Annotated in this window: 11 protein-coding genes; 3 read left to right on the top strand and 8 right to left on the bottom strand. The window is 69.4% G+C overall.

Annotated features, from left to right (window positions below; genetic code table 11):
* Window positions 1-5 precede the first annotated feature (5 nt).
* Both dnaJ and hrcA read right to left on the bottom strand, forming a co-directional pair.
* Window positions 6-1154, bottom strand: a complete 1149-nt coding sequence (gene dnaJ, locus G6N26_RS01065; RefSeq protein ID WP_067172060.1) for a molecular chaperone DnaJ — start codon at window positions 1152-1154, stop codon at window positions 6-8.
* 57 nt (window positions 1155-1211) lie between these two features.
* Window positions 1212-2243: a heat-inducible transcriptional repressor HrcA gene (hrcA, locus tag G6N26_RS01060; RefSeq protein ID WP_067172058.1), complete on the bottom strand. Its 1032-nt coding sequence runs from the start codon at window positions 2241-2243 to the stop codon at window positions 1212-1214.
* A 217-nt stretch (window positions 2244-2460) separates the two neighbouring features.
* Here hrcA and G6N26_RS01055 point away from each other — a divergent pair, with 217 nt between their 5' ends.
* From G6N26_RS01055 to G6N26_RS01045, 3 genes are all read left to right on the top strand, one after another.
* Window positions 2461-2775: a type II toxin-antitoxin system VapB family antitoxin gene (locus tag G6N26_RS01055; protein WP_064933122.1), complete on the top strand. Its 315-nt coding sequence runs from the start codon at window positions 2461-2463 to the stop codon at window positions 2773-2775.
* An 84-nt stretch (window positions 2776-2859) separates the two neighbouring features.
* Entirely contained in the window at window positions 2860-3456 is a 597-nt protein-coding gene (locus tag G6N26_RS01050) for a carboxymuconolactone decarboxylase family protein (RefSeq protein WP_067172056.1), read from the top strand.
* A complete protein-coding gene (locus G6N26_RS01045; protein WP_067172069.1) occupies window positions 3453-4358 on the top strand; it encodes a sigma-70 family RNA polymerase sigma factor in 906 nt (301 codons plus the stop codon). The genes G6N26_RS01050 and G6N26_RS01045 overlap by 4 nt, the downstream gene beginning before the upstream one ends.
* On the opposite strand, the gene G6N26_RS01040 is transcribed toward G6N26_RS01045, so the two are convergent.
* The 6 genes from G6N26_RS01040 to G6N26_RS01015 form a co-directional block, all read right to left on the bottom strand.
* Entirely contained in the window at window positions 4352-4870 is a 519-nt protein-coding gene (locus G6N26_RS01040; RefSeq protein WP_067172054.1) for an MTB12 family secreted protein, read from the bottom strand. The two genes, G6N26_RS01045 and G6N26_RS01040, sit on opposite strands and share 7 nt — an antisense overlap.
* Window positions 4871-5153: 283 nt before the next feature.
* A complete protein-coding gene (locus tag G6N26_RS01035) occupies window positions 5154-5690 on the bottom strand; it encodes an MTB12 family secreted protein (RefSeq protein ID WP_067172068.1) in 537 nt (178 codons plus the stop codon).
* 248 nt (window positions 5691-5938) lie between these two features.
* Window positions 5939-6154: an MbtH family protein gene (locus tag G6N26_RS01030; RefSeq protein ID WP_083016529.1), complete on the bottom strand. Its 216-nt coding sequence runs from the start codon at window positions 6152-6154 to the stop codon at window positions 5939-5941.
* Entirely contained in the window at window positions 6135-7424 is a 1290-nt protein-coding gene (gene mbtG / locus G6N26_RS01025) for an NADPH-dependent L-lysine N(6)-monooxygenase MbtG (RefSeq protein ID WP_120312720.1), read from the bottom strand. The genes G6N26_RS01030 and mbtG overlap by 20 nt, the downstream gene beginning before the upstream one ends.
* Window positions 7421-11851: a non-ribosomal peptide synthetase gene (locus tag G6N26_RS01020; protein WP_083016515.1), complete on the bottom strand. Its 4431-nt coding sequence runs from the start codon at window positions 11849-11851 to the stop codon at window positions 7421-7423. Before G6N26_RS01020 ends, mbtG begins: the two co-directional genes overlap by 4 nt.
* The gene (locus G6N26_RS01015; RefSeq protein ID WP_083016512.1) at window positions 11848-18423 is read right to left on the bottom strand and encodes a non-ribosomal peptide synthetase; all 6576 of its coding nucleotides are present in this window, start codon (window positions 18421-18423) and stop codon (window positions 11848-11850) included. Before G6N26_RS01015 ends, G6N26_RS01020 begins: the two co-directional genes overlap by 4 nt.

Raw genomic sequence — 18423 nt, 5'->3', positions numbered from 1 at the left:
CTGCGCTAGCGCCCGGTGAACGTCTCGCGGAGCCGGCTGAACAGTCCCCCGCCGGCGTGGGTCGAGCGCACCTCGGGGACGTCGCGGCTGCGGCGCGCCTTCAGTTCGCGCAGCAGTTCGCTGTCGCGGCTGTCCAGGCGGGCGGGCACCACGACCTCGACGTGGACATGCAGGTCGCCGCGGGTGCCGGACCGCAGGTGCGGCATGCCGTGGCCGCGCAGCGTGATGACCGAGGCCGGTTGCGTGCCCGGCGGAATGGTGATTTCGCTGACGCCGTCCAGGATGGCGTCGACGGTGACCGTGGCGCCCAGCGCCGCGTCGACCATCGGCACCGACACGGTGCAGTGCAAGTCGTCGCCTTCGCGGACGAAGACGTCGTGGGGTTGTTCATGCACCTCGACGTACAGGTCGCCGGCCGGCCCGCCGCCGGGCCCCACCTCGCCCTGGGCGGCCAGCCGCACGCGCATGCCGTCGCCGACACCGGCGGGGATCTTGACGCTGATCTCGCGGCGGGCCCGCACCCGGCCGTCGCCCATGCACTGGTGGCAGGGATCGGGGATGACGACACCGACGCCGCGGCAGGTCGGACACGGCCGCGACGTCATCACCTGGCCCAGCAGGGAGCGCTGCACGGTCTGGACCTCGCCGCGGCCACCGCACGTGTCGCACGGCACCGGCGCCGAGTCGCCGTTGGTGCCCTTGCCCTGGCAGCGGTCACACAACACCGCGGTGTCGACGGTGACCTGTTTGGTGACGCCGGTCGCGCACTCTTCGAGGTCGAGCCGCATCCGCAGCAGCGAATCCGAGCCCGGCCGCACCCGCCCGATGGGACCGCGCGAGCTCGCGCCGCCGCTGAAGCCGCCACCGAAAAAGGCCTCGAACACGTCGCCCAGGCCACCGAAACCGCCGCCGAAACCGCCGCCGGCCGCGGCCGCGTTCTCCAACGGATCGCCGCCCAGGTCGACGATCCGCCGCTTCTCGGGGTCGCTCAGCACCTCGTAGGCGACGCTGATCTCCTTGAACTTCGCCTGCGCGGCCTCATCGGGGTTCACGTCGGGGTGCAGTTCGCGCGCCAACTTGCGGTACGCGCGCTTGATCTCCGCGTCACCGGCGTTTCTGCTCACGCCGAGCAGCCCGTAATAATCGCGTGCCACGCCTGACTCTCCTATACCTGGTCTTTCTCCGCGCCTACCCACACAGCGGGTGCGCGTTCATCGAGCACCCAGGACTTCGCCGATATAAAGGGCAACCGCGGCGACGCTGGCGATAGTTCCCGGATAGTCCATCCGAGTGGGCCCCAGCACACCCATTCCCCCGTAAACGGTGTCGGAGGTGCCGTAGGCGGTGGTCACCACGGAAGTGCCCAGTATCTGCTCGGCGGCCGTCTCGTGGCCGATGCGCACCGTCACCTTACCGGCTTCCTGCTGGGCCGCCAGCAACCGCAGCACCACCACCTGCTCCTCGAGCGCTTCCAGGATGGAGCGCAGCGAACCCCCGAAATCGGCGGCGTTGCGGGTCAGGTTGGCGGTGCCGCCCATCAGCAGGCGTTCCTCGGTGTGCTCGACGAGAGACTCCAGCAACACCGTCGCCGACCGGCCCACGGCGTCGCCCAGGCCGTCCGGGCTGCTCAGCTGTCCGGCGAGGTCGGCCACCGCGATCGAGGCGGCCGAGAGTTTCTTGCCCACCAGCGCCTGGCCGAGCATCTCGCGTAGCTGCGAAAGTTCGTGGTCGTCGATGACGTTGCCGAGTTCGACGACGCGCTGGTCCACCCGGCCGGAGTCGGTGATGACGACCATCAGCAGCCGCGCGGGCGTCAACGCGATCACTTCGAGGTGGCGCACGGTCGACGACGACAGCGTCGGGTACTGCACGACGGCCACCTGCCGGGTCAGTTGCGAGAGCAGCCGGACCGCGCGGCGCAGGACGTCGTCGAGGTCGACGCCGGACTCGAGGAAGCCCTGGATCGCGCGCCGTTCGGCCGAGGAGAGCGGCTTGACGTCGTCGAGGCGGTCGACGAACTCGCGGTAGCCCTTCTCGGTGGGGACCCGCCCGGAACTGGTGTGCGGCTGGGTGATGTAGCCCTCGGCCTCGAGCACCGCCATGTCGTTGCGGACGGTCGCCGACGAGACGCCGAGGTTGTGGCGCTCCACCAACGTCTTGGAACCGATCGGCTCTTTGGTGGAGACGAAATCGGCGACGATGGCCCGCAGCACCTCGAATCGACGGTCATCCGCAGTTCCCACTGGTCGTCACCTCCTCCGATACCGCCTTGACCCGGTTCATTTTACGGTCTCGCGCGCCCTCCACCTCACTGGTGCAGCGCGAGCAGACGCAAAAGCTCCCTGTTCGCCGGCGTGTCGGGGTGCTTTTGCGTCTGCTCGCCGGGAGGCGCGGTGTCCGACTAGCCTTGTCCACCATGGACCGGTCGGGACAGGGCAACGCGTCGGAAGTGATCGGCCGATGATTTTCAAGGGCGTGCGCGACGGCAAGCCGTACCCCGAGCACAACCTGTCCTATCGGGATTGGTCCCAGATACCGCCCCAACAGATCCGGCTCGACGAATTGGTCACCACCACAACGGTCCTCGCGCTGGACCGCCTGCTCTCGGAGGACTCCACCTTCTACGGTGACCTGTTCCCCCACGCGGTGCGGTGGAAGGGCATCACCTATCTCGAGGACGGCCTGCACCGGGCGGTGCGCGCCGCGCTGCGGAACCGCACCGTTCTGCACGCCCGCGTGTTCGACATGGATATGCCGTTGGGACAGCCCGGGTGAGTTGAGTGGTCACGTTCGGGCGTTCCCGCGTGTCGACCTAGTGAGGACGTTGGTTCACGACCACAACTTGCCAGGAGGATCGCCATGCCACGGCTACCGGGAGTCTCCGACCGCGACGCCGGCCTGGGCGCCAAGATCGCCTTCTTCTTCACCCGGCGCAAGCTCGCGCGGATGACCGGGCTGGAAACCGCGGGAATGCTGGAACCGCTGCGGATGTATGCCCACATCCCGAGGCTGCTCAACGCCTACGGCAAGTTGGAGCAGGCCGAATCGAAGTTGGACGTCCTGAGCCCGCGCCACCGCGCGCTCGCGGAGCTGAAGTCGGCGACGACGGTGCGCTGCGAATACTGCATCGACCTCGGCTCCCAGATCGCCCGGCAGTGGGGCATCACCGACGACGAACTGCTGGGGATGGCCAATTATCGTGACGCACCGTGCTTTTCCGGCGTCGACAAACTGATCCTCGACTACGCGACCGCGCTCAGCCGCACCCCCGTCGAGGTGACCGATGACCTGTTCGACGCCCTGCGCGCGCACTTCGACACCGCCCAGCTCGTCGGCCTGACCCACGTCATCACGTTGGGCAACTTGCGGGCCCGCTTCAACATCGCCCTGGGCATCGGGTCGTCGGGCTTTTCCGGCGACCGGGTGTGCGCCCTGCCGGAGCCCGGCCGGCCGTGACAACGCCGGATGCGTCAGCGCCGTCACTGACGGCCTTGACGGCGCGCTTCGAGGCGGCGCGGCCACGGCTGGGCGCCCTGGCCTATCGCATGCTGGGCTCGGTCGACGACGCTCAGGACGCCGTGCAGGAGGCCTGGCTGCGGTTGAGCGCCGGCTCCGCGGAAACCATCGTCAACCCTGACGCGTGGCTGACCACCGTGGTCGCCCGCATCTGCCTGAACATGTTGCGGGAGCGCCGAACTCACGCCGGCGAGGAACTGACCGCCCGCCTGCCCGACCCGATCGTGGAAGCCGACGACGAATTCGATCCCGAACACCGCGCGATGCTGGCCGACGCGGTGGGGCTGGCGCTGTTCGTGGTGCTGGACACGCTGTCGCCGGCGGAGCGATTGGCCTTCGTGCTGCACGACGTCTTCAGCGTGCCGTTCGATCAGATCGCCACCATCGTCGACCGGACGCCGGAGTCGGCCCGCAAGCTGGCCAGCCGGGCGCGCCGACGGATCGAGCGGGCCGATCCGGTTCCCGACGGCGACCTCGCCGCCCAGCGCGAGGTAGTCGACGCCTTCTTTGCGGCCGGACGCAGCGGTGACTTCGAGCGCCTGGTGTCGGTACTGCATCCCGAGGTGGTGCTGCGGGGTGACTTCGGCCCGGCCGCGGCGGCGTTCCGGGCAGACGGTGCGGCCTCGGTGGCCAGGCTGGCCCGCGGCTACGCGGGGCCCGACCGCGAGGTGCGCGCGGCGACCGTCAACGGCGCCGCAGGCGCCGTCATCCTCGTCGCGGGACGCGCGGCGACCGTCATGGGATTCGTGGTGCGCGGCGGCCGGATCCGGGCGATCGATGTGCTGGCGGATCCGGCACGCATCGCGAAATTAGGTCTGGGTGCGTCCGGTGCCGATCACTGACCGGCGGCCTGCAGCAACTCCATCGCCGAGGACCGCGACAGCACCCAGCCGCCCTGGTTGACGAAGGTGACGTTCTGGGTGACCGGGGACGTCAGCTTCGGACCGGAGACCGACACGTCGGCGGTCGCCGAACCGGCGGCGGTGGGTTGGATGTTCGTCACGTCGAACGACAGCGGCAGGTCACCGTTTTTCGCGGCCTTCTGCAGCTTCTTGTCGGCGACGTGGGCCTCGATGCCGCTGATGCCGCCTTGCACCAGGTTGCTCTTGTTGCTGAACGACACGCTCGGGTCGGCCAGGCTGTTGAGCAGGCCGGTCAGCTGATCGGGAGTCGGGACGCTGGCGCCCGCGACCGGCAGCACCGGCGCCGGATCCTGCGGAAGGGGCGCGCCGATCGTGGCGAGCTGCACCCCGACCGCAGTGCTGGGCTCCGACATCGAGGCCAGGCCGGCGGCCGCGCCGCCGACGATCGCCAGGGCTGCCACGCTGGTGGCAAGCGTTTTAACGGTTTTCATGGTTCCCCCTTCGGTGGGCACGAATGTCGACGCTCGGGTGGTGTCAGCGTGCCCGTTGCGCCTTTTATTTCGTGTCTCGGCACCGATACGTTACGGCCACCCGTTGTGCAAGCAACATGAGCAACCTGTGCGCCTGCTGTGCGGGAGCGTCCGGCGGTGGCCGTGAAGTGCCAAACCCCATGCGCCTCCCGAAGGCGGCGCATGGGGTGTCCTCGAGCATCGGAACATCTGGCGAATCCGCCAGACTGGCATCGGGTTTGCGCGGTAGGCACCCGCGCGGTGCTCAGTTGGTGGCGGTCGCGGCCTGTATCAGAGCGATCGCCGCGTCGTGCTGCAGAACCCAGTTCCCACCCTGGTTGACGAACGCGAGGTGCTTGGTGACCGGGCCGGCGAACTTGGGGCTCGTGATGGCCACGTCGGCCTGGGCCATGTTCGGACCCGCCGGCGCGATGTTGGTCACGTTGAACTGCTCGGGAAAGTTCCCGTTGCGGTAGGCCTTTCGCAGGTCGTGGTCGGCCACCATGCCCTCGTTCTGACTGACGCCGTTTTCAATGAAGTTGGCCTTCTCCCTGTAGTTGACGCCGGGGTCGGTTACTTGGTTGCACAGGTTGGCCAATTGATCCGCCGTCGGCAACTGCTCCGGCGCTCCGGGCGGCGGGGGCGGAGGCGGCGGCGGGTCTTGCGGCAGTGGCGCTCCGAATGCCGCAAGCTGCGCGTCATGCAGGCCGATCGGTGCTGCAATAGAAGCCACACCGGCGGCGGCGCCGCCAATGGCGGCCAGCGCCGCCATGCCCGTGGCAATGGACTTCACGGTTTTCACAGGTCCCCCTTCGATGCACATGAACCGTGGCGGGATGTCGCGGATGCGCCGCACGCGGTCACACGTCTTCATGGTTGAAGATGGTGTAAGTGTGCATGGTGACACCGAAATTTGTGTCTCAGCTTGGTCACGTTACGACGACGCTACGGCGGCAACACGGAAAAACGCGCCGAATAGGCTGTGCCGCAGGTGGGTAGCGGTGAGAAGTGGGGCCTCGCCCGCGTGTTGCGATAACCCGCGGTGGGCTCTTACTCCCCCGCGAGCGCCTCAATCAGGCTCTTGGGGCGGATATCTGGCCAGTTCTGCTCCACGTACTCCAGGCAGTCCGCGCGGCTTGCTTCACCGAAGACCACCCGCCAGCCGGAAGGCGTGTCGGCGAAAGTCGGCCAGAGGCTGTGCTGGTTCTCGTCATTGGCCAGCACCACGAAGGTCGCGTTGTCGTCGTCAAAGGGGTTGGCGCTCATCATGTCTCCTTCTCACGGGATACTTGGACGGGCTGACGGTGGAACCCAACACCCGATCGGATAGCAGTCCCAGGCAGCTCAGGTTCGGGAATCCGGGGCCCTGGGTGAGTCCTGACAGGTTCGGCAGGAACAACTTGGGTGTGACGTCGGTGACGGCCAGGTCATAACCTATCGCCTCCTGCAGCCGCTCCGATGTGAGGGGTCCGCCCAGACCGAGTTCGAGCAGATCGAGCGCGTCCTGGCTGAACAACGGTGCGAACCACAGCGAGTCGGCGCCGGAGCCGTCGATGACGAGATCGAACCCGTGGACCGTCTCGAGGTTCTCGCTGCCCCGGTTGGTGGACAACGTCAGCCGGATCTGCCCCTGCCTGCCGACCGCGTGGGCGACGCGGCCCCGCAGGTGATGGATGCGGTCGTCGGCCAGCAGCGCCTCCTGCACGTTTGACGAGAACACCCCCCGGTCGGTGCGGGCCAATGCGTCGCGACGTTCGGCCAGGGTGAGGGCCGGCCAGTTGGTGGGATCGGAGAACAGTGAGTTCTCGAAATATCCCTCACCGCGGGTGAACAGGGTCGCCTGCGGGGAGATGACCGTGATGCTCGAGACCCGGTGCCGGAACAGCTCATTGAGCATCGCCGCGGCCGTCTCACCGCCGCCGATCACCGCGACCCGCTCCGCGTTGATCCGGTCGTGATTGGCGGCGCGGTCCCAGAACTGCGCGATCGAGAGCACGCGCGGATTGCCGGGCAGCAAGGACTTTTCGGCCTGGCCGGGCCCGGTGATCATCAACGCGTCGGCGTGCACGGTGGTCTCGTGGGTGTGGATCGCCCAGCGGTCCCCGGTGACGGCCAGCCGTTCGACCTCGCCGTGCACCACATTCATGCCCACGTGGTCGGCGACCCAACTCAGATACTGGCTCCACCGGCGATGCGGCGGCGCCGGCCTGCCGCGGTCGATCCACTCCGCGAACGACGCCGTGGCGATCAGGTAAGACTGCCAGCTGTAGCGGGTCATCCGCTCGTCCAGCTCGGCGTTGCGGCGCGGCACCAGCGCCGAGCGGTAGGGAAAGCCGACGTCCTTCTCCGGGCTGGTGCCCAGCCGGTGCGCACCGTCCGTCCAGCCGCCGCTGGCCTGCCAGTTCGCCGCGACGCCAATCCGTTCCACGGCGACCACGTCCGGAACCTCGACGCTCATGTCCCGCAGCACCGACGCCTTAGCGGCGACGGCCACCGCCTTGGCGCCGGCGCCCACGATCGCGAGTGTGCTCATTATTTCACCATCTCCCGCAGTGAATCGATCCAAAGTCCTTGCAGCGCAGTTATGTCTGCGTCAGTGAGAATGTCGGGCAGCGCGCGCCACTGCGCCGCCAACACCCTCTCCCCGCCGTATGTCAGCACCATCGCCGCGATGGTGAGCTCGTGGCGCACCGCCAGTTCGGGCTCGGGCACCGGAGACACCCCGGCAAGCAGCTCGCGTTCGAGCGTCAGCCCGGTGCCCCCGTCGGTGTGGGCGGCGCCAAGGTAATTCAGCAACAGTTGCGGCGGCGCGAAACCGGCGAGCCGCTCGGCGGTGTCGTCCCGCAGGTAGCGCAACAACCCGAAGTCGAGTCCATCGCCCGGGATCGCGGCCAACTTCTCCGCCACCGTGCGCGGGTCGTCCGAGTCGCACCGCACCGGGTAGATGGAGCTGAGCAGGCCCACCGTGTCGCCGGTGTCGATGGTGTGCGCGCCCGGCCCGTCGACCAAACTGTCTGCGCGGCCGTGGGTTTCGAGCGCCAACAGCGGAGCCGGGGTCGCCTGCCCGCGCAACCGGCGCCAGCTCGTCACCGTCGCCGCGGTGGCCGCGACCAACAGCGTGGGCAACGGCAGGCCCGAATTCAGCAGCCGCCGGGTGAGGTCGGCGTCGGTGGCGACGTTGCGGACAATCAGGTCGCGGGCCCGGTCGCGGTCCGGGTCGAGCCGGCGGGCGCCCAGGTCGGGATCGTCGCCGTCCAACTCCGACGCCCAGTACTGCACCGTGTCCAGCTCGTGCGCCCGCGCGGTGAGCGCCTCGGCCCAGCGCCGGTAGCTGGTGTGTTCGCGTACGGGTGCCGGTGCGTGACCGGTCGCCGCGGCCGTCAGGGCGGCACCGAGTTCCCCGAGGATGACCCGCCACGACGCCGGGTCCAGGGCCACGACGTGCGCGGCCAGCAACAGCACGCTCTCGCCGACCGGGGGCCGCAGCCACGCCGCGGCCAGCAGCGTTCCGCGTTCGGGGTCCAACCGGTCGACGGCCTCGGCGACGTGGGTCGGCACCGCCGCGCTCAGGTCTCCGTCCACGTCAACTTCTTTGAGGTTTCCCCAGACGTCGGCGGCCGGCACCGGAACCAGGGTCATGGTGGCGCGGTCGACGCGGGTGCGCAGCACTTCGTGGCCGTTGACGATGCTCGCCAGCGCGGCGTCGAGCTGGTCGCGGCGCAGCGTCTCGGGCAACCGGATGGCTTCGGTCTGGGCGAGCCGGCGCGGGTCGCCGTGCTCGTAGAGCCATCGGCCGTTGGGCAGCAACGGCATCGGCCCGGTCGCCTCGTCCACCTGCCGGGCGGCGGCCGCGGTTTCGCAGTCGATCGCTTCGGCCAGTTCGCGGACGTTGGTGCAGTCGAGGATGAGTCTGGCGCGTAGCGCGATTCCGCGCGCCCGCGCCGCCTGCACCACCGACAAGGCCATGATGCTGTCGAGGCCCAGCTGCAAAAAGTCCGCCGTGACGTCGACGCTGGGGTGTCCGAGCAGTTCGGCGAGCAGGTCGGCCAGCGCGGATTCGGTGGCGGTCTCGGGCGTGGCCGCGCCGCCGGCGAACTCGGTGACGTCGAGAGCGGCCAGCGCGGATTCGTCGAGCTTTCCATTGGGGGTCAAGGGGATTTCGTCAACCAGCACGATGCGCTGCGGCACCATGTAGCGCGGCAACCGGGTGCCGAGCATGGCGCGCAGGTCGGTGACCGTCGGCGCGGTGTCGGTGGTCGCCACGTACGCGGTCAGCCGCGGGGCCCCGCGGTGCTGATGCACCAACACCCCGGCGTGCCGGACGGCGGGATGCGATTCGAGGGCGGCGGCGATTTCCCCGGGCTCGACGCGGTGGCCACGGATCTTCACCTGCGCGTCGGCGCGACCGATGTATTGCAGTGTGCCGTCCGGCAACCGGCGCACCAGGTCGCCCGTTCGATACATGCGCTCCGCCGGCACGAACGGGTCGGCGACAAAGCGCGCGGCGGTCTCTGCCGCGCGGCCCAGATAGCCGCGGGCCAGCTGGGCGCCGCCCAGGTACAGTTCGCCCGACGCGCCGCACGGCACCGGGCGCAGCCCGGAATCCAGCACGTAGCCGCGGGTGTGCCGGGTCGGCCGCCCGATGCAGGGCTCGTCGTGCTCGGCGATCGCGGCGACCACCGCCTCGACCGTCGTTTCGGTCGGGCCGTAGCAGTTGAACGCCGTCATCGATACGGTGTTGCACGCCTTGCGGATTCGGGCCCACGCCGCGCCGCCGAGCGCCTCGCCTCCCAGCGCCAGCACCGTCAACGGCGCGTGGGTCAGCAGGCCAAAGGCCTGCAGCTGGGCGAACATCGATGGGGTGGTGTCGATCATGTCGATGCCGTGCTCGGCGATCAGCGCGACCAGCGCCTCGGCGTCGGTCTGGGTGTGCTCGTCGACCACATGCACGCCATGGCCGTCGAGCAGGGCGACCAGCGGCTGCCAGGCGGCGTCGAAGGCGAACGACCACGCGTGGGCGATGCGCAGCGGCCGGCCCACCCGCGCGGCCACGGGGCGCAGCACGCGGTCCAGATGGTCGTCGGCGTACGCCCCCACCGCCCCATGGGTTCCGATGACGCCCTTGGGTTCTCCCGTGGTGCCCGAGGTGAACACGACATACGCGGCCTGCTCGAGCGGGACGTCGACCGGAGTGAAGCCGTCGTGCGCCCGGCCGGGCTCGAGTAGCCGGGCGGTCAACTCGTCGTCCAAGACGATCGACGCGCCGGATTGCCGCAGGATCGAGGCCACCCGCTCCGGGGGCATCCCGGGCACCAGCGGCACGCACATGCCGCCGGCCTTGAGCACCGCCAGCATCGCGATGACGTACTGCGGTCCCCGGAAAAGACTTATGCCGACCGGTGTTTCGGGCGCTACGCCGTTTTGGGCGAGCTCGGCGGCCAGCCGGGTGGACCGGTCGTCCAGCTCGCGATAGCTCAGCGTGCCGCCCGCCCAGCTGATCGCCGGGCTGTCCGGTGCCCTGGCCACGACGTCGGCGAACCGCGCGTGGATGCACCCCGGCGACATCGAGGCGGACGCGTCGGCGGCCTGCAGCGGGGCCGCCTCGTCCTCGAAGAGGACGCTGACCTCGCGCAGTGGACGCTCCCAATCCCGCAGCAGGCGCTCGGCGGTGCACAGCACCCGCTGACCGAACGTGGCCGCGGGAATAGCGCCCAGCGCGCCGTCGATCACTTCGATCAGTACCACCAGTTCGCCGGCGTCCATGTGGGCGGCGATGGCGATCGGGAAATGCGACAGGGTTTGCAGGGCCGACGGCCGGAATGTCGCACCGCCGGCGGTCAATTCGCCACCGGAGGACAGCCCGTTCATCGGGAAGTTCTCGTAGACCAGCAGGGTGTCGAACATCTCCCCGACCCCGCCGAGGGCGCGCAACTGGGCGTGCCCGAGGTAGCTGTGCTCGCGCAGCAGGGCGGCGTCGCGCTGCACGGCGCGGCATTGCTCGCCGGCGCCGGCGCCCGGGTCCAGCCGCACCCGCAAGGGCACGGTGTTGATGAACAGCCCCACCATGGTCTCGACGCCGGTCAGCTCGGGCGGCCTGCCGGACACCGTGACCCCGAAGACCACATCGTCGGTGTCGGTGAGCCGGGACAACACCAGCGCCCACGCCATCTGCATCAGGGTGTTGACGGTGATGCCGCGCGAACGGGTTTCGTCGACCAGCCGCGCGGTGGCCTCGGCCGGCAGCCGCAGTTCGGTGGTGCGCGGCAGTGTCGCCTGTTGCCCCTCGGCCGTGTCCCTCGAGCCCAGGGCGGCGGCCAGCAGGGTGGGGCCGGGCAGGCCGTCGAGGTGCCGGCGCCAGACCTGCTGGCTGGTCGCCGGATCGCGGCCGGCCAGCCAGCCGATGTAATCGCGGTACGGCCGCGGCGCGACGGGCAGCGCCGAGAGGTCGCCGCGCGCCTGGTACAGGATCATCATCTCGTTGATGAACACCGGCATCGACCAGCCGTCGATCACGATGTGATGGGCGGTGAGCACCAAACGCCATTGCGCGCCAGGCAATTCGATCAGCAGGAAGCGGATGGCCGGCCCGTGTTCCAGGTCGAAGGGCCGGCGGCGTTCCCCGGTTTCCAGTGCCGGCACGTCCTCGGGTGCGGCGCTGACGGATCGCCACGGCAACTCGACGCGGGACGGCACGATCTGCACCGGCCGCGGGATGCCCCGGCTGAAGAAGCTGGCCCGCAGGTTGGGGTGGCGCACCAACATCTTCTCCGCGCACTCGCGGAGCAACGCGACATCGAGCGCACCGGAGATGTCGGCCGCCATGCCGATCACGTACGGGTCGTCCGCGGCTTCGGCGTCGGCGAATTCGGCGAGCGTGGTCAGCGAGTACAAGCCCTCCTGCAGGGGGCTCAGCGCCATCACGTCCTCGATGTCGGGCGCCACGTCGGTGTCGGCAGCCGTCATGTCGTGCCTTCACGTGACGACGACCAAAGTTGGGTCACCGCAGCCAGATCCGTAGACGAGAGACCGGAGGTGCTCATCGGCTCGAAGCGGACGTCGGTCTCCTGGTCGTCCCGTTCGGCGTCAGTCTCCCCGTCTCCCAGGGCGTCCAGGGCGGCGGCAAGCTGCTGCACCGTCGGATTCTCGAAGATCATGCGCGGACTGACGGCCAGGCCGACGGCCCGCGCGCGGGAGGCCAGCTGCACCGACAGGATGCTGTCGCCGCCGAGGGCGAAGAAGTCGTCGAAGCGGCCCACTTCGGGGGTCGACAGCAGTTCGGCGAACACCTTGGCCAGCGCCCGCTCGGTGTCCGTGCGGGTCGGTTCGGTCAGGCCGCCGGTGCTGACCGCCGGGCGCGGCAGCCCGGGCCGGTTCAACTTGCCGGAGTCGGTCTTGGGCAGGACGTCGAGAACGGTCAGCGACGACGGCATCATGTAACCCGGCAGGGTCGTGGCGATCGCGGCGCGCACCTCCCCCGCGAACGCCGCCTTGTCGACGTCGTCGACGATCGGCTGTTGCGGCACAACATATCCGGCCAGCGACGTGCCGCCGTGCACCTCCCAGGTGCGGGCGGCCGCGGCCGCGACGCCGTCGGCGGCCGCCAGGGCCGCCTCGACCTCGGCCAGCTCGATCCGGAAACCGCGGACCTGCACCTGGTGGTCGGAGCGTCCGACGAATTCCAGTTGGCCGTCCTCGGTCCACCGGGCCAGGTCGCCGCTGCGGTACAGGCGGGAACCGGGCTCGCCGCCATACGGGTTGGCGACGAACCGTGTCGCGGTCAGGCCGGGTCGTTTCCAATACCCGCGCGCCAGCTGGTCACCGGCGTAGTACAGCTCGCCCACCACACCAACCGGCACCGCGCGCAGCCCATCGTCGAGGAGGTAGGCCTGCGCGCCCGGGACCGGCTTTCCGACAAGTGGATTCGGCAGGCCCAACCGCCCGCGGGACACCGCGCCGGAGGTCTCGGTTGAGCCGATGTTGTTCAGCAACTCGGTGGCACTGTCGTCGGCGCACACCGACACCAGCCGTTGCAGCAGCGACGAACTGACCGGCTCGCCACCGCACACCAGCCGTGACAGTGCGCGCACGGCGTCGGGCCGGCTGTCCACCAGCGCCGAGACCAGGCTGGGCACGGCGGTCACCTGGGCGACCGAGTGCCGGTTCATCAATTCCCCGAGGGCCTCGGGGTCGCGGTGCTCGGCGTCGTCGGCCAGGATCATGGTCGCGCCGGCGGCCAGGCCGGCCAGCATTTCCATTCCGCCTTCGAGGAAGGTGATCGACGCCTGCGCCAACCGCACATCCTCGGTCCTCGGCGGGTAGTGCCGCAGTTGCCAATCCAGCCGGGCTGTCATCGAACGATGGGTGCCCACCGCACCTTTCGGCTTGCCGGTCGATCCGGAGGTGAATACCAGATACATCGGGTCGTCGGGGTGGGGGCGGCGCAAATCCCGCGACTGGGGATCGACGTCATCGCTGTCCACCAGGGCGCGCACCTGGGGATCGTCCAGCGAAATCAACTCGACTCCCGCAACGTCCGGCATGGTCGCCACCGCTTCGGTCGTGGCGACCACCACCGGCGGCGCGACGTCGTCGAGCATGAATTGCTTGCGCGCCAACGGGTAGCCGGGGTCGATGGGGAAGTAACCGGCGCCGGCCTTCATGATGGCCACCAACGCCACCACCAGGTCGATGCTGCGGCGGGTCGACAGCCCGACCAAAACGCCCGGGCCCGCACCGTTCTTGGCGAGCAGCGCGGCCAGGTTGTCCGAACGGCGGTGCAGCGCAGGGTAATCGATCTGCTCGTCCCCGCAGCGCACCGCAATCCGATCCGCTCCCCATGTCCGACTGGGATCCAGCAGCTCGGGGATGGTGCGCGGCCGGTCCTGCGGCGCGGGCGCGCCGCGGCTCCAGTCCTGCACAATGCGGCGCTGTTCTCCTGCATCGATGAGCGCAACGTCGCGCAGGCTCTGATCGAGGTCGTCGGCAAACGCGGTGACCGCCCGGGTCAGCCAGTGCGCCAGCCGCTCGATGGTGGTTCTGGCGTAGAGCTCGGTGCGGAAGATGACATTGCAGTTGTAGCCGATGTCATCGGTGCCGTCGGTACCGAAGAAGTTGACGCTGAGGTCGGCGTGGGCCATGTCGAAGATGGGGTCCAGTGACGTGCACACGGTGTCGCGTCCGTCGCCGCCCGCGGGTGCGGTCTCGATGACCCGCGTGGCGGACAGGTGATCCCGGACGTGGACGACGACCTGGAACAGCGGGTTGCGCGACAGCGAACGCACCGGGCTGACGCTGTCGACCACCCGGTCGAACGGCAGGTCTTGGTGGGCGTAGGCGGCCAGCGCCGTCTCCCGGGCCCGCTTCAGCAGTTCGCGCAGCGTCGGGTTGCCGTCCATGTCGTTGCGCAGCACCAGGATGTTGACGAAAAAGCCGATCAGTTGGTCCAATTCGGCTTCGGTACGACCGGCGACCGGGGTGCCCAACGGAATGTCCACGCCGCCACCGGCCTTGTGCAGCACCACGGCCACAGCCGTTTGCAGCAGCATGAATTCGGTGATGCCCAGTTCGCGGCACAGTTCGCCGAGCTTGGCGCGGGTGGCCGAGTCGATGTGGAAGTCGACGGATTCGCCCTCCCCGCTGGGGACCGGCTGGCGCGGGAAATCGGGGCGCAACCCGGTGTCCTCCGGCAGCCCGGCCAGCTTGCGCGTCCAGTACTCCCGCTGCTCGCCGGCGATGGCGGACTCCTGGCCGCTGGTGTCACCCAGGAACGTGCGCTGCCATGCCGCGTAGTCGGCGTACTGCACGCGCAGCGGTGCCCAGGACGGCGCTTCGCCGCCGCGCCGCGCCCGGTAGGCCGTCATCACGTCGGAGAACAGCACGCCCGCCGACCAATGGTCAGAGGCGATGTGGTGCACGACCACCGACAGCACGTGCTCGGCGGCGTTCTCGGTGCGCAGCACCGCGACCCGGATCGGCAGTTCGGCGTCCAGCTCGAAGCAGTGGCGCCGCTCGATGTCGAGCTGCTCGGCCAGCCACGCCTCGCCGGCGCCCTCCGCGCGGCGCACCGGGACCTCGACGCCGGCTGGGCCCACGACCTGATAGGGCACGCCGTCGAGCTCGACGTAGCTGGTGCGCAGGATTTCGTGCCGGGCGAGGACATCGTCGACGGCGGTGATCAGCGCATCGATGTCCCACGGTCCGGTCAGCTTGGCCGCGAACGGAATGTTGTTGACCGGGCTGGGCCCGTCCAGGCGATAGGCGAACCAGCTGCGCAGCTGCGACGCCGACAGCGGCATCGGCTCGTCGTGGGCGGTCGCGATCAGCCTGGGGCGCGACTGCACCAGTTGGCCCGAACTCAGCTGGTCGATGCGCTCGGCCAACAGGCCCACCGTGGCGAGCTCGAACACGTCGCGGATGCCGAGTTCCACGCCGCACTCGGCGCGGATCGCGGTGACCAGTTTGGTGGCGACCAGTGAGTGGCCGCCCAGATCGAAGAACGAGTCGTCGACGCCCACCCGATCGTGGCCGAGCAGGCCAGAAAACAGTTGAGCAACACGGATTTCGGTGGGGGTGGTCGGGTCGCGGTACTCGGTGCCGGCGGCGAGCTGCGGCTGTGGCAGGGCGGCGCGGTCGATCTTTTGGTGGGCGGTGATCGGGATTTCGTCGAGCACCACGTAGGCGGCCGGGGTCATGTAGTCCGGCAGCGCGGCGGCAACCCGGGCGCGGATGCGTTCGACGTCAACGGTTTCCGTGCCGGCGCCCTCGGCCGGAGTCACGTATCCCACCAGGCTCTTGCCCAACTGAGGCAGGTCCATGGCCAGCACGACGGCTTGTCCGACACTGGGGTCGACGGAGATGGCGGCGGCGATTTCGCCAAGCTCGATGCGGAACCCGCGGATCTTCACCTGCTCGTCGGCGCGGCCGACGAACTCGATGTCCCCGCTGGCGTTGCGCCTTGCCAGGTCACCGGAGCGGTACATCCGCCCGCCCGGGGTGAACGGGTCGGCGACAAAGCGCTCGGCCGTCAGCTGCGGCCTGCGGTGGTATCCGTGTGCGACATGTGTTCCGGCGATGTAGATCTCACCGATCACCCCGGCGGGGACGGGCCGCAGGGCGTTGTCGAGCAGGTACACCTGCGTGTTGATCTTGGGCCGGCCGATCGGCACCACCCGAGTGCCCTGGGCGCCTTCCACCGGGTAGCTGGTGCAGTTCACGACCGTCTCGGTCGGTCCGTAGAAGTTGTGCAGCGACGCATCGAAGGTGGCGTGGAACTTGTCGGCGATCTCGCCGGGCAGGGCCTCCCCGCCGATGGGCACGCGCCGCAACGTCCGCCACTGGCTGACGCCGGGCAGCGACAGGAACAGCCCCAGCAGCGACGGCACGAAGTGCATCGAGGTGATGCCTTCGCGGGCCAACAGATCGGTGAGATAGCCGATGTCGCGCAGCCCGTCGGGTCGCGGAATGACCAGCCGGGCGCCCATGATCAACGTGCCGAAGATTTCGCCCATCGACACGTCGAAGCTGGGCGACGCGACCTGCAGCAGCCGGTCGGTTTCGTCGATCCGGTACTCGTCGCCGAACCAGACGAAGTACTCGGCGATGGGCGCGTGGGACACCGGGACGCCCTTGGGTAGTCCGGTCGAGCCCGAGGTGTAGATGAGGTACGCGGTGTTCTGCGGGCTCAGCGGCCGCAGCAACGCGGTGGGCTCGGTGGGCGGATAGTCCGCCAGGTCGGAAATCGGTTCGCGCAGCACGAGTTTGGCGTCGGCGTCCCCGAGAATGAAGCTCAGCCGGTCCTCGGGATAGGTGGGGTCCACCGGAAGGTAGACGCCGCCGGCTTTGAGCACGCCCAGCGCGGTGATGACCAGTTCGGGTGACTTGTCCAGCAGGACCGCGACGCGGTCCTCGGTGCCGATCCCTCGCTCGATGAGCCAGTGTGCCACCCGGTTCGACTCTTCATCGATTTCGCGGTAGGTGTAGGCGCGCCCTTCGTAGACGACCGCGACGGCATCGGGCGTGCGCGCCGCGCGCCGGCTGACCAGCGCGCACAGGGTGCTGGCCGGGGTGACGAATTCCTCGCCGGTCGACATGGCCCGCAGCCACTCGGCGTCTTCGTCGTTCATCAGCGCGCACGCCGACAGCGTCGCGTCGGGGTCGGACAGCACGCTGTCCAGCAGGGCGGCGTAGTGGCGCAGGAGTTGCTCCACCAACTGCTGATCCAGCACCTCGACGAGGTACTCGGCCTCGAGCACGCCGCCGCCCGGGCCATCCGGCGTGCGGTCCAGCTCGACCATCAGGCTCAGCGGCAGCTGGTTGAAATGACCGCGCAACTCGGCGCGCTCGCAGCGCACGCCCGGCGGGCAGAAGCCGGCGCCGTCGGGCTCGCGCTGTCCGAAGCTGACCCGGGTCATCCGGTCGGCGCCGTGCCGGCGGTCCGGATTCGACTCACGCACCAGCCAGTCCAGGTCGGCGCGCGAATGAGCGAAGGCGCCCACCGCGCCGTCACGGGTCTGGGCCAGCAGTTCGCGGAACGTCTGGTGCGGCTGCGGGCGCAGCCGGACCACCACGGTGTTGCCGTAGTAGCCGATGACATCCTCGGTTCCCACGCCGCGGTTCAGCACTGGGGCCGCGAACAGGAAGTCGGTCGATTGGGTGTAGCGGTGCACCAGGGCGCCGAACGCGGCCATCAACACCATGTAGGGAGTGGCGCCGGTCTCGCGGGCCAGCGCGGCCGCCCGGTCGACGACGTCCGCCGACAGCGGCGCGGTGATGCGTTGCGCGCGCCACGTGCTGGGCACCACCGAACCGTTGGGTCCCGGAAGTTCCAGTGGCTCCGGCAGATCGGCCATCAGCGGCCGCCAGTAGTCCAGGTCCGCCTGTCGGATCGCGGTCGGGTCGGTGGCAAGATCCGGCAGCGCGGGCGCGGCGGCGAAGCCGTCCGGGTCGGTGTACGCCCGGGTCAGGTCGGCGAAGAACGGCGCCCACGAGCCGTCGTCCCAGGCGATGTGATGCGCGGTGATCAGCAGTATCACGTCGTCGGCGCCCAGGTGGGCCACGGTGACGCGCAGGGGCGAATCCTTGCTCAGGTCGAAGGACCGGCCAAAGTCCCGCTGTGCCAGCACATCCAGCCGCAGCCGGCGGGCTTGGTCGGCCAACCCGGACAGGTCGTGCTCGGTCCATTCGGGTTGCAGGTCGTCGCGGACGACGGGCCGTGGGTCGCCCTCGCTGTCGGTGTCATATGTCGTGTGCAGTACGGGGTGTCGCGCGGCGACGGCGTCGACGGCGCGATGGAGCCGCGCGGCGTCCACGGCGCCGGTGAGGCGATAGGAGACGCAGATGTTGAGCAGCGCGCCATCGGGATCGACCGACTGCACGAACCACATCCGGTGCTGGCCGACGGACATGCGTGGCTCGTCGTAGGTGGCCACGGACGCCGCGCCCGTCGACCTGGCCAGGCCGCGTTCAGCGAGCTTGCGGCGCAGTAGTTCCAAGCGCTCATCGTCGAGATGGGTGCTGGCGCCGGTGGGGTCTGTCAC

Origin of the sequence: Mycobacterium marseillense (assembly GCF_010731675.1) — a bacterium.
Classification (GTDB): domain Bacteria; phylum Actinomycetota; class Actinomycetes; order Mycobacteriales; family Mycobacteriaceae; genus Mycobacterium; species Mycobacterium marseillense.
The sequence above is the reverse complement of the archived record's forward strand: the minus strand, read 5'-3'. Positions and strand labels throughout refer to the sequence as shown.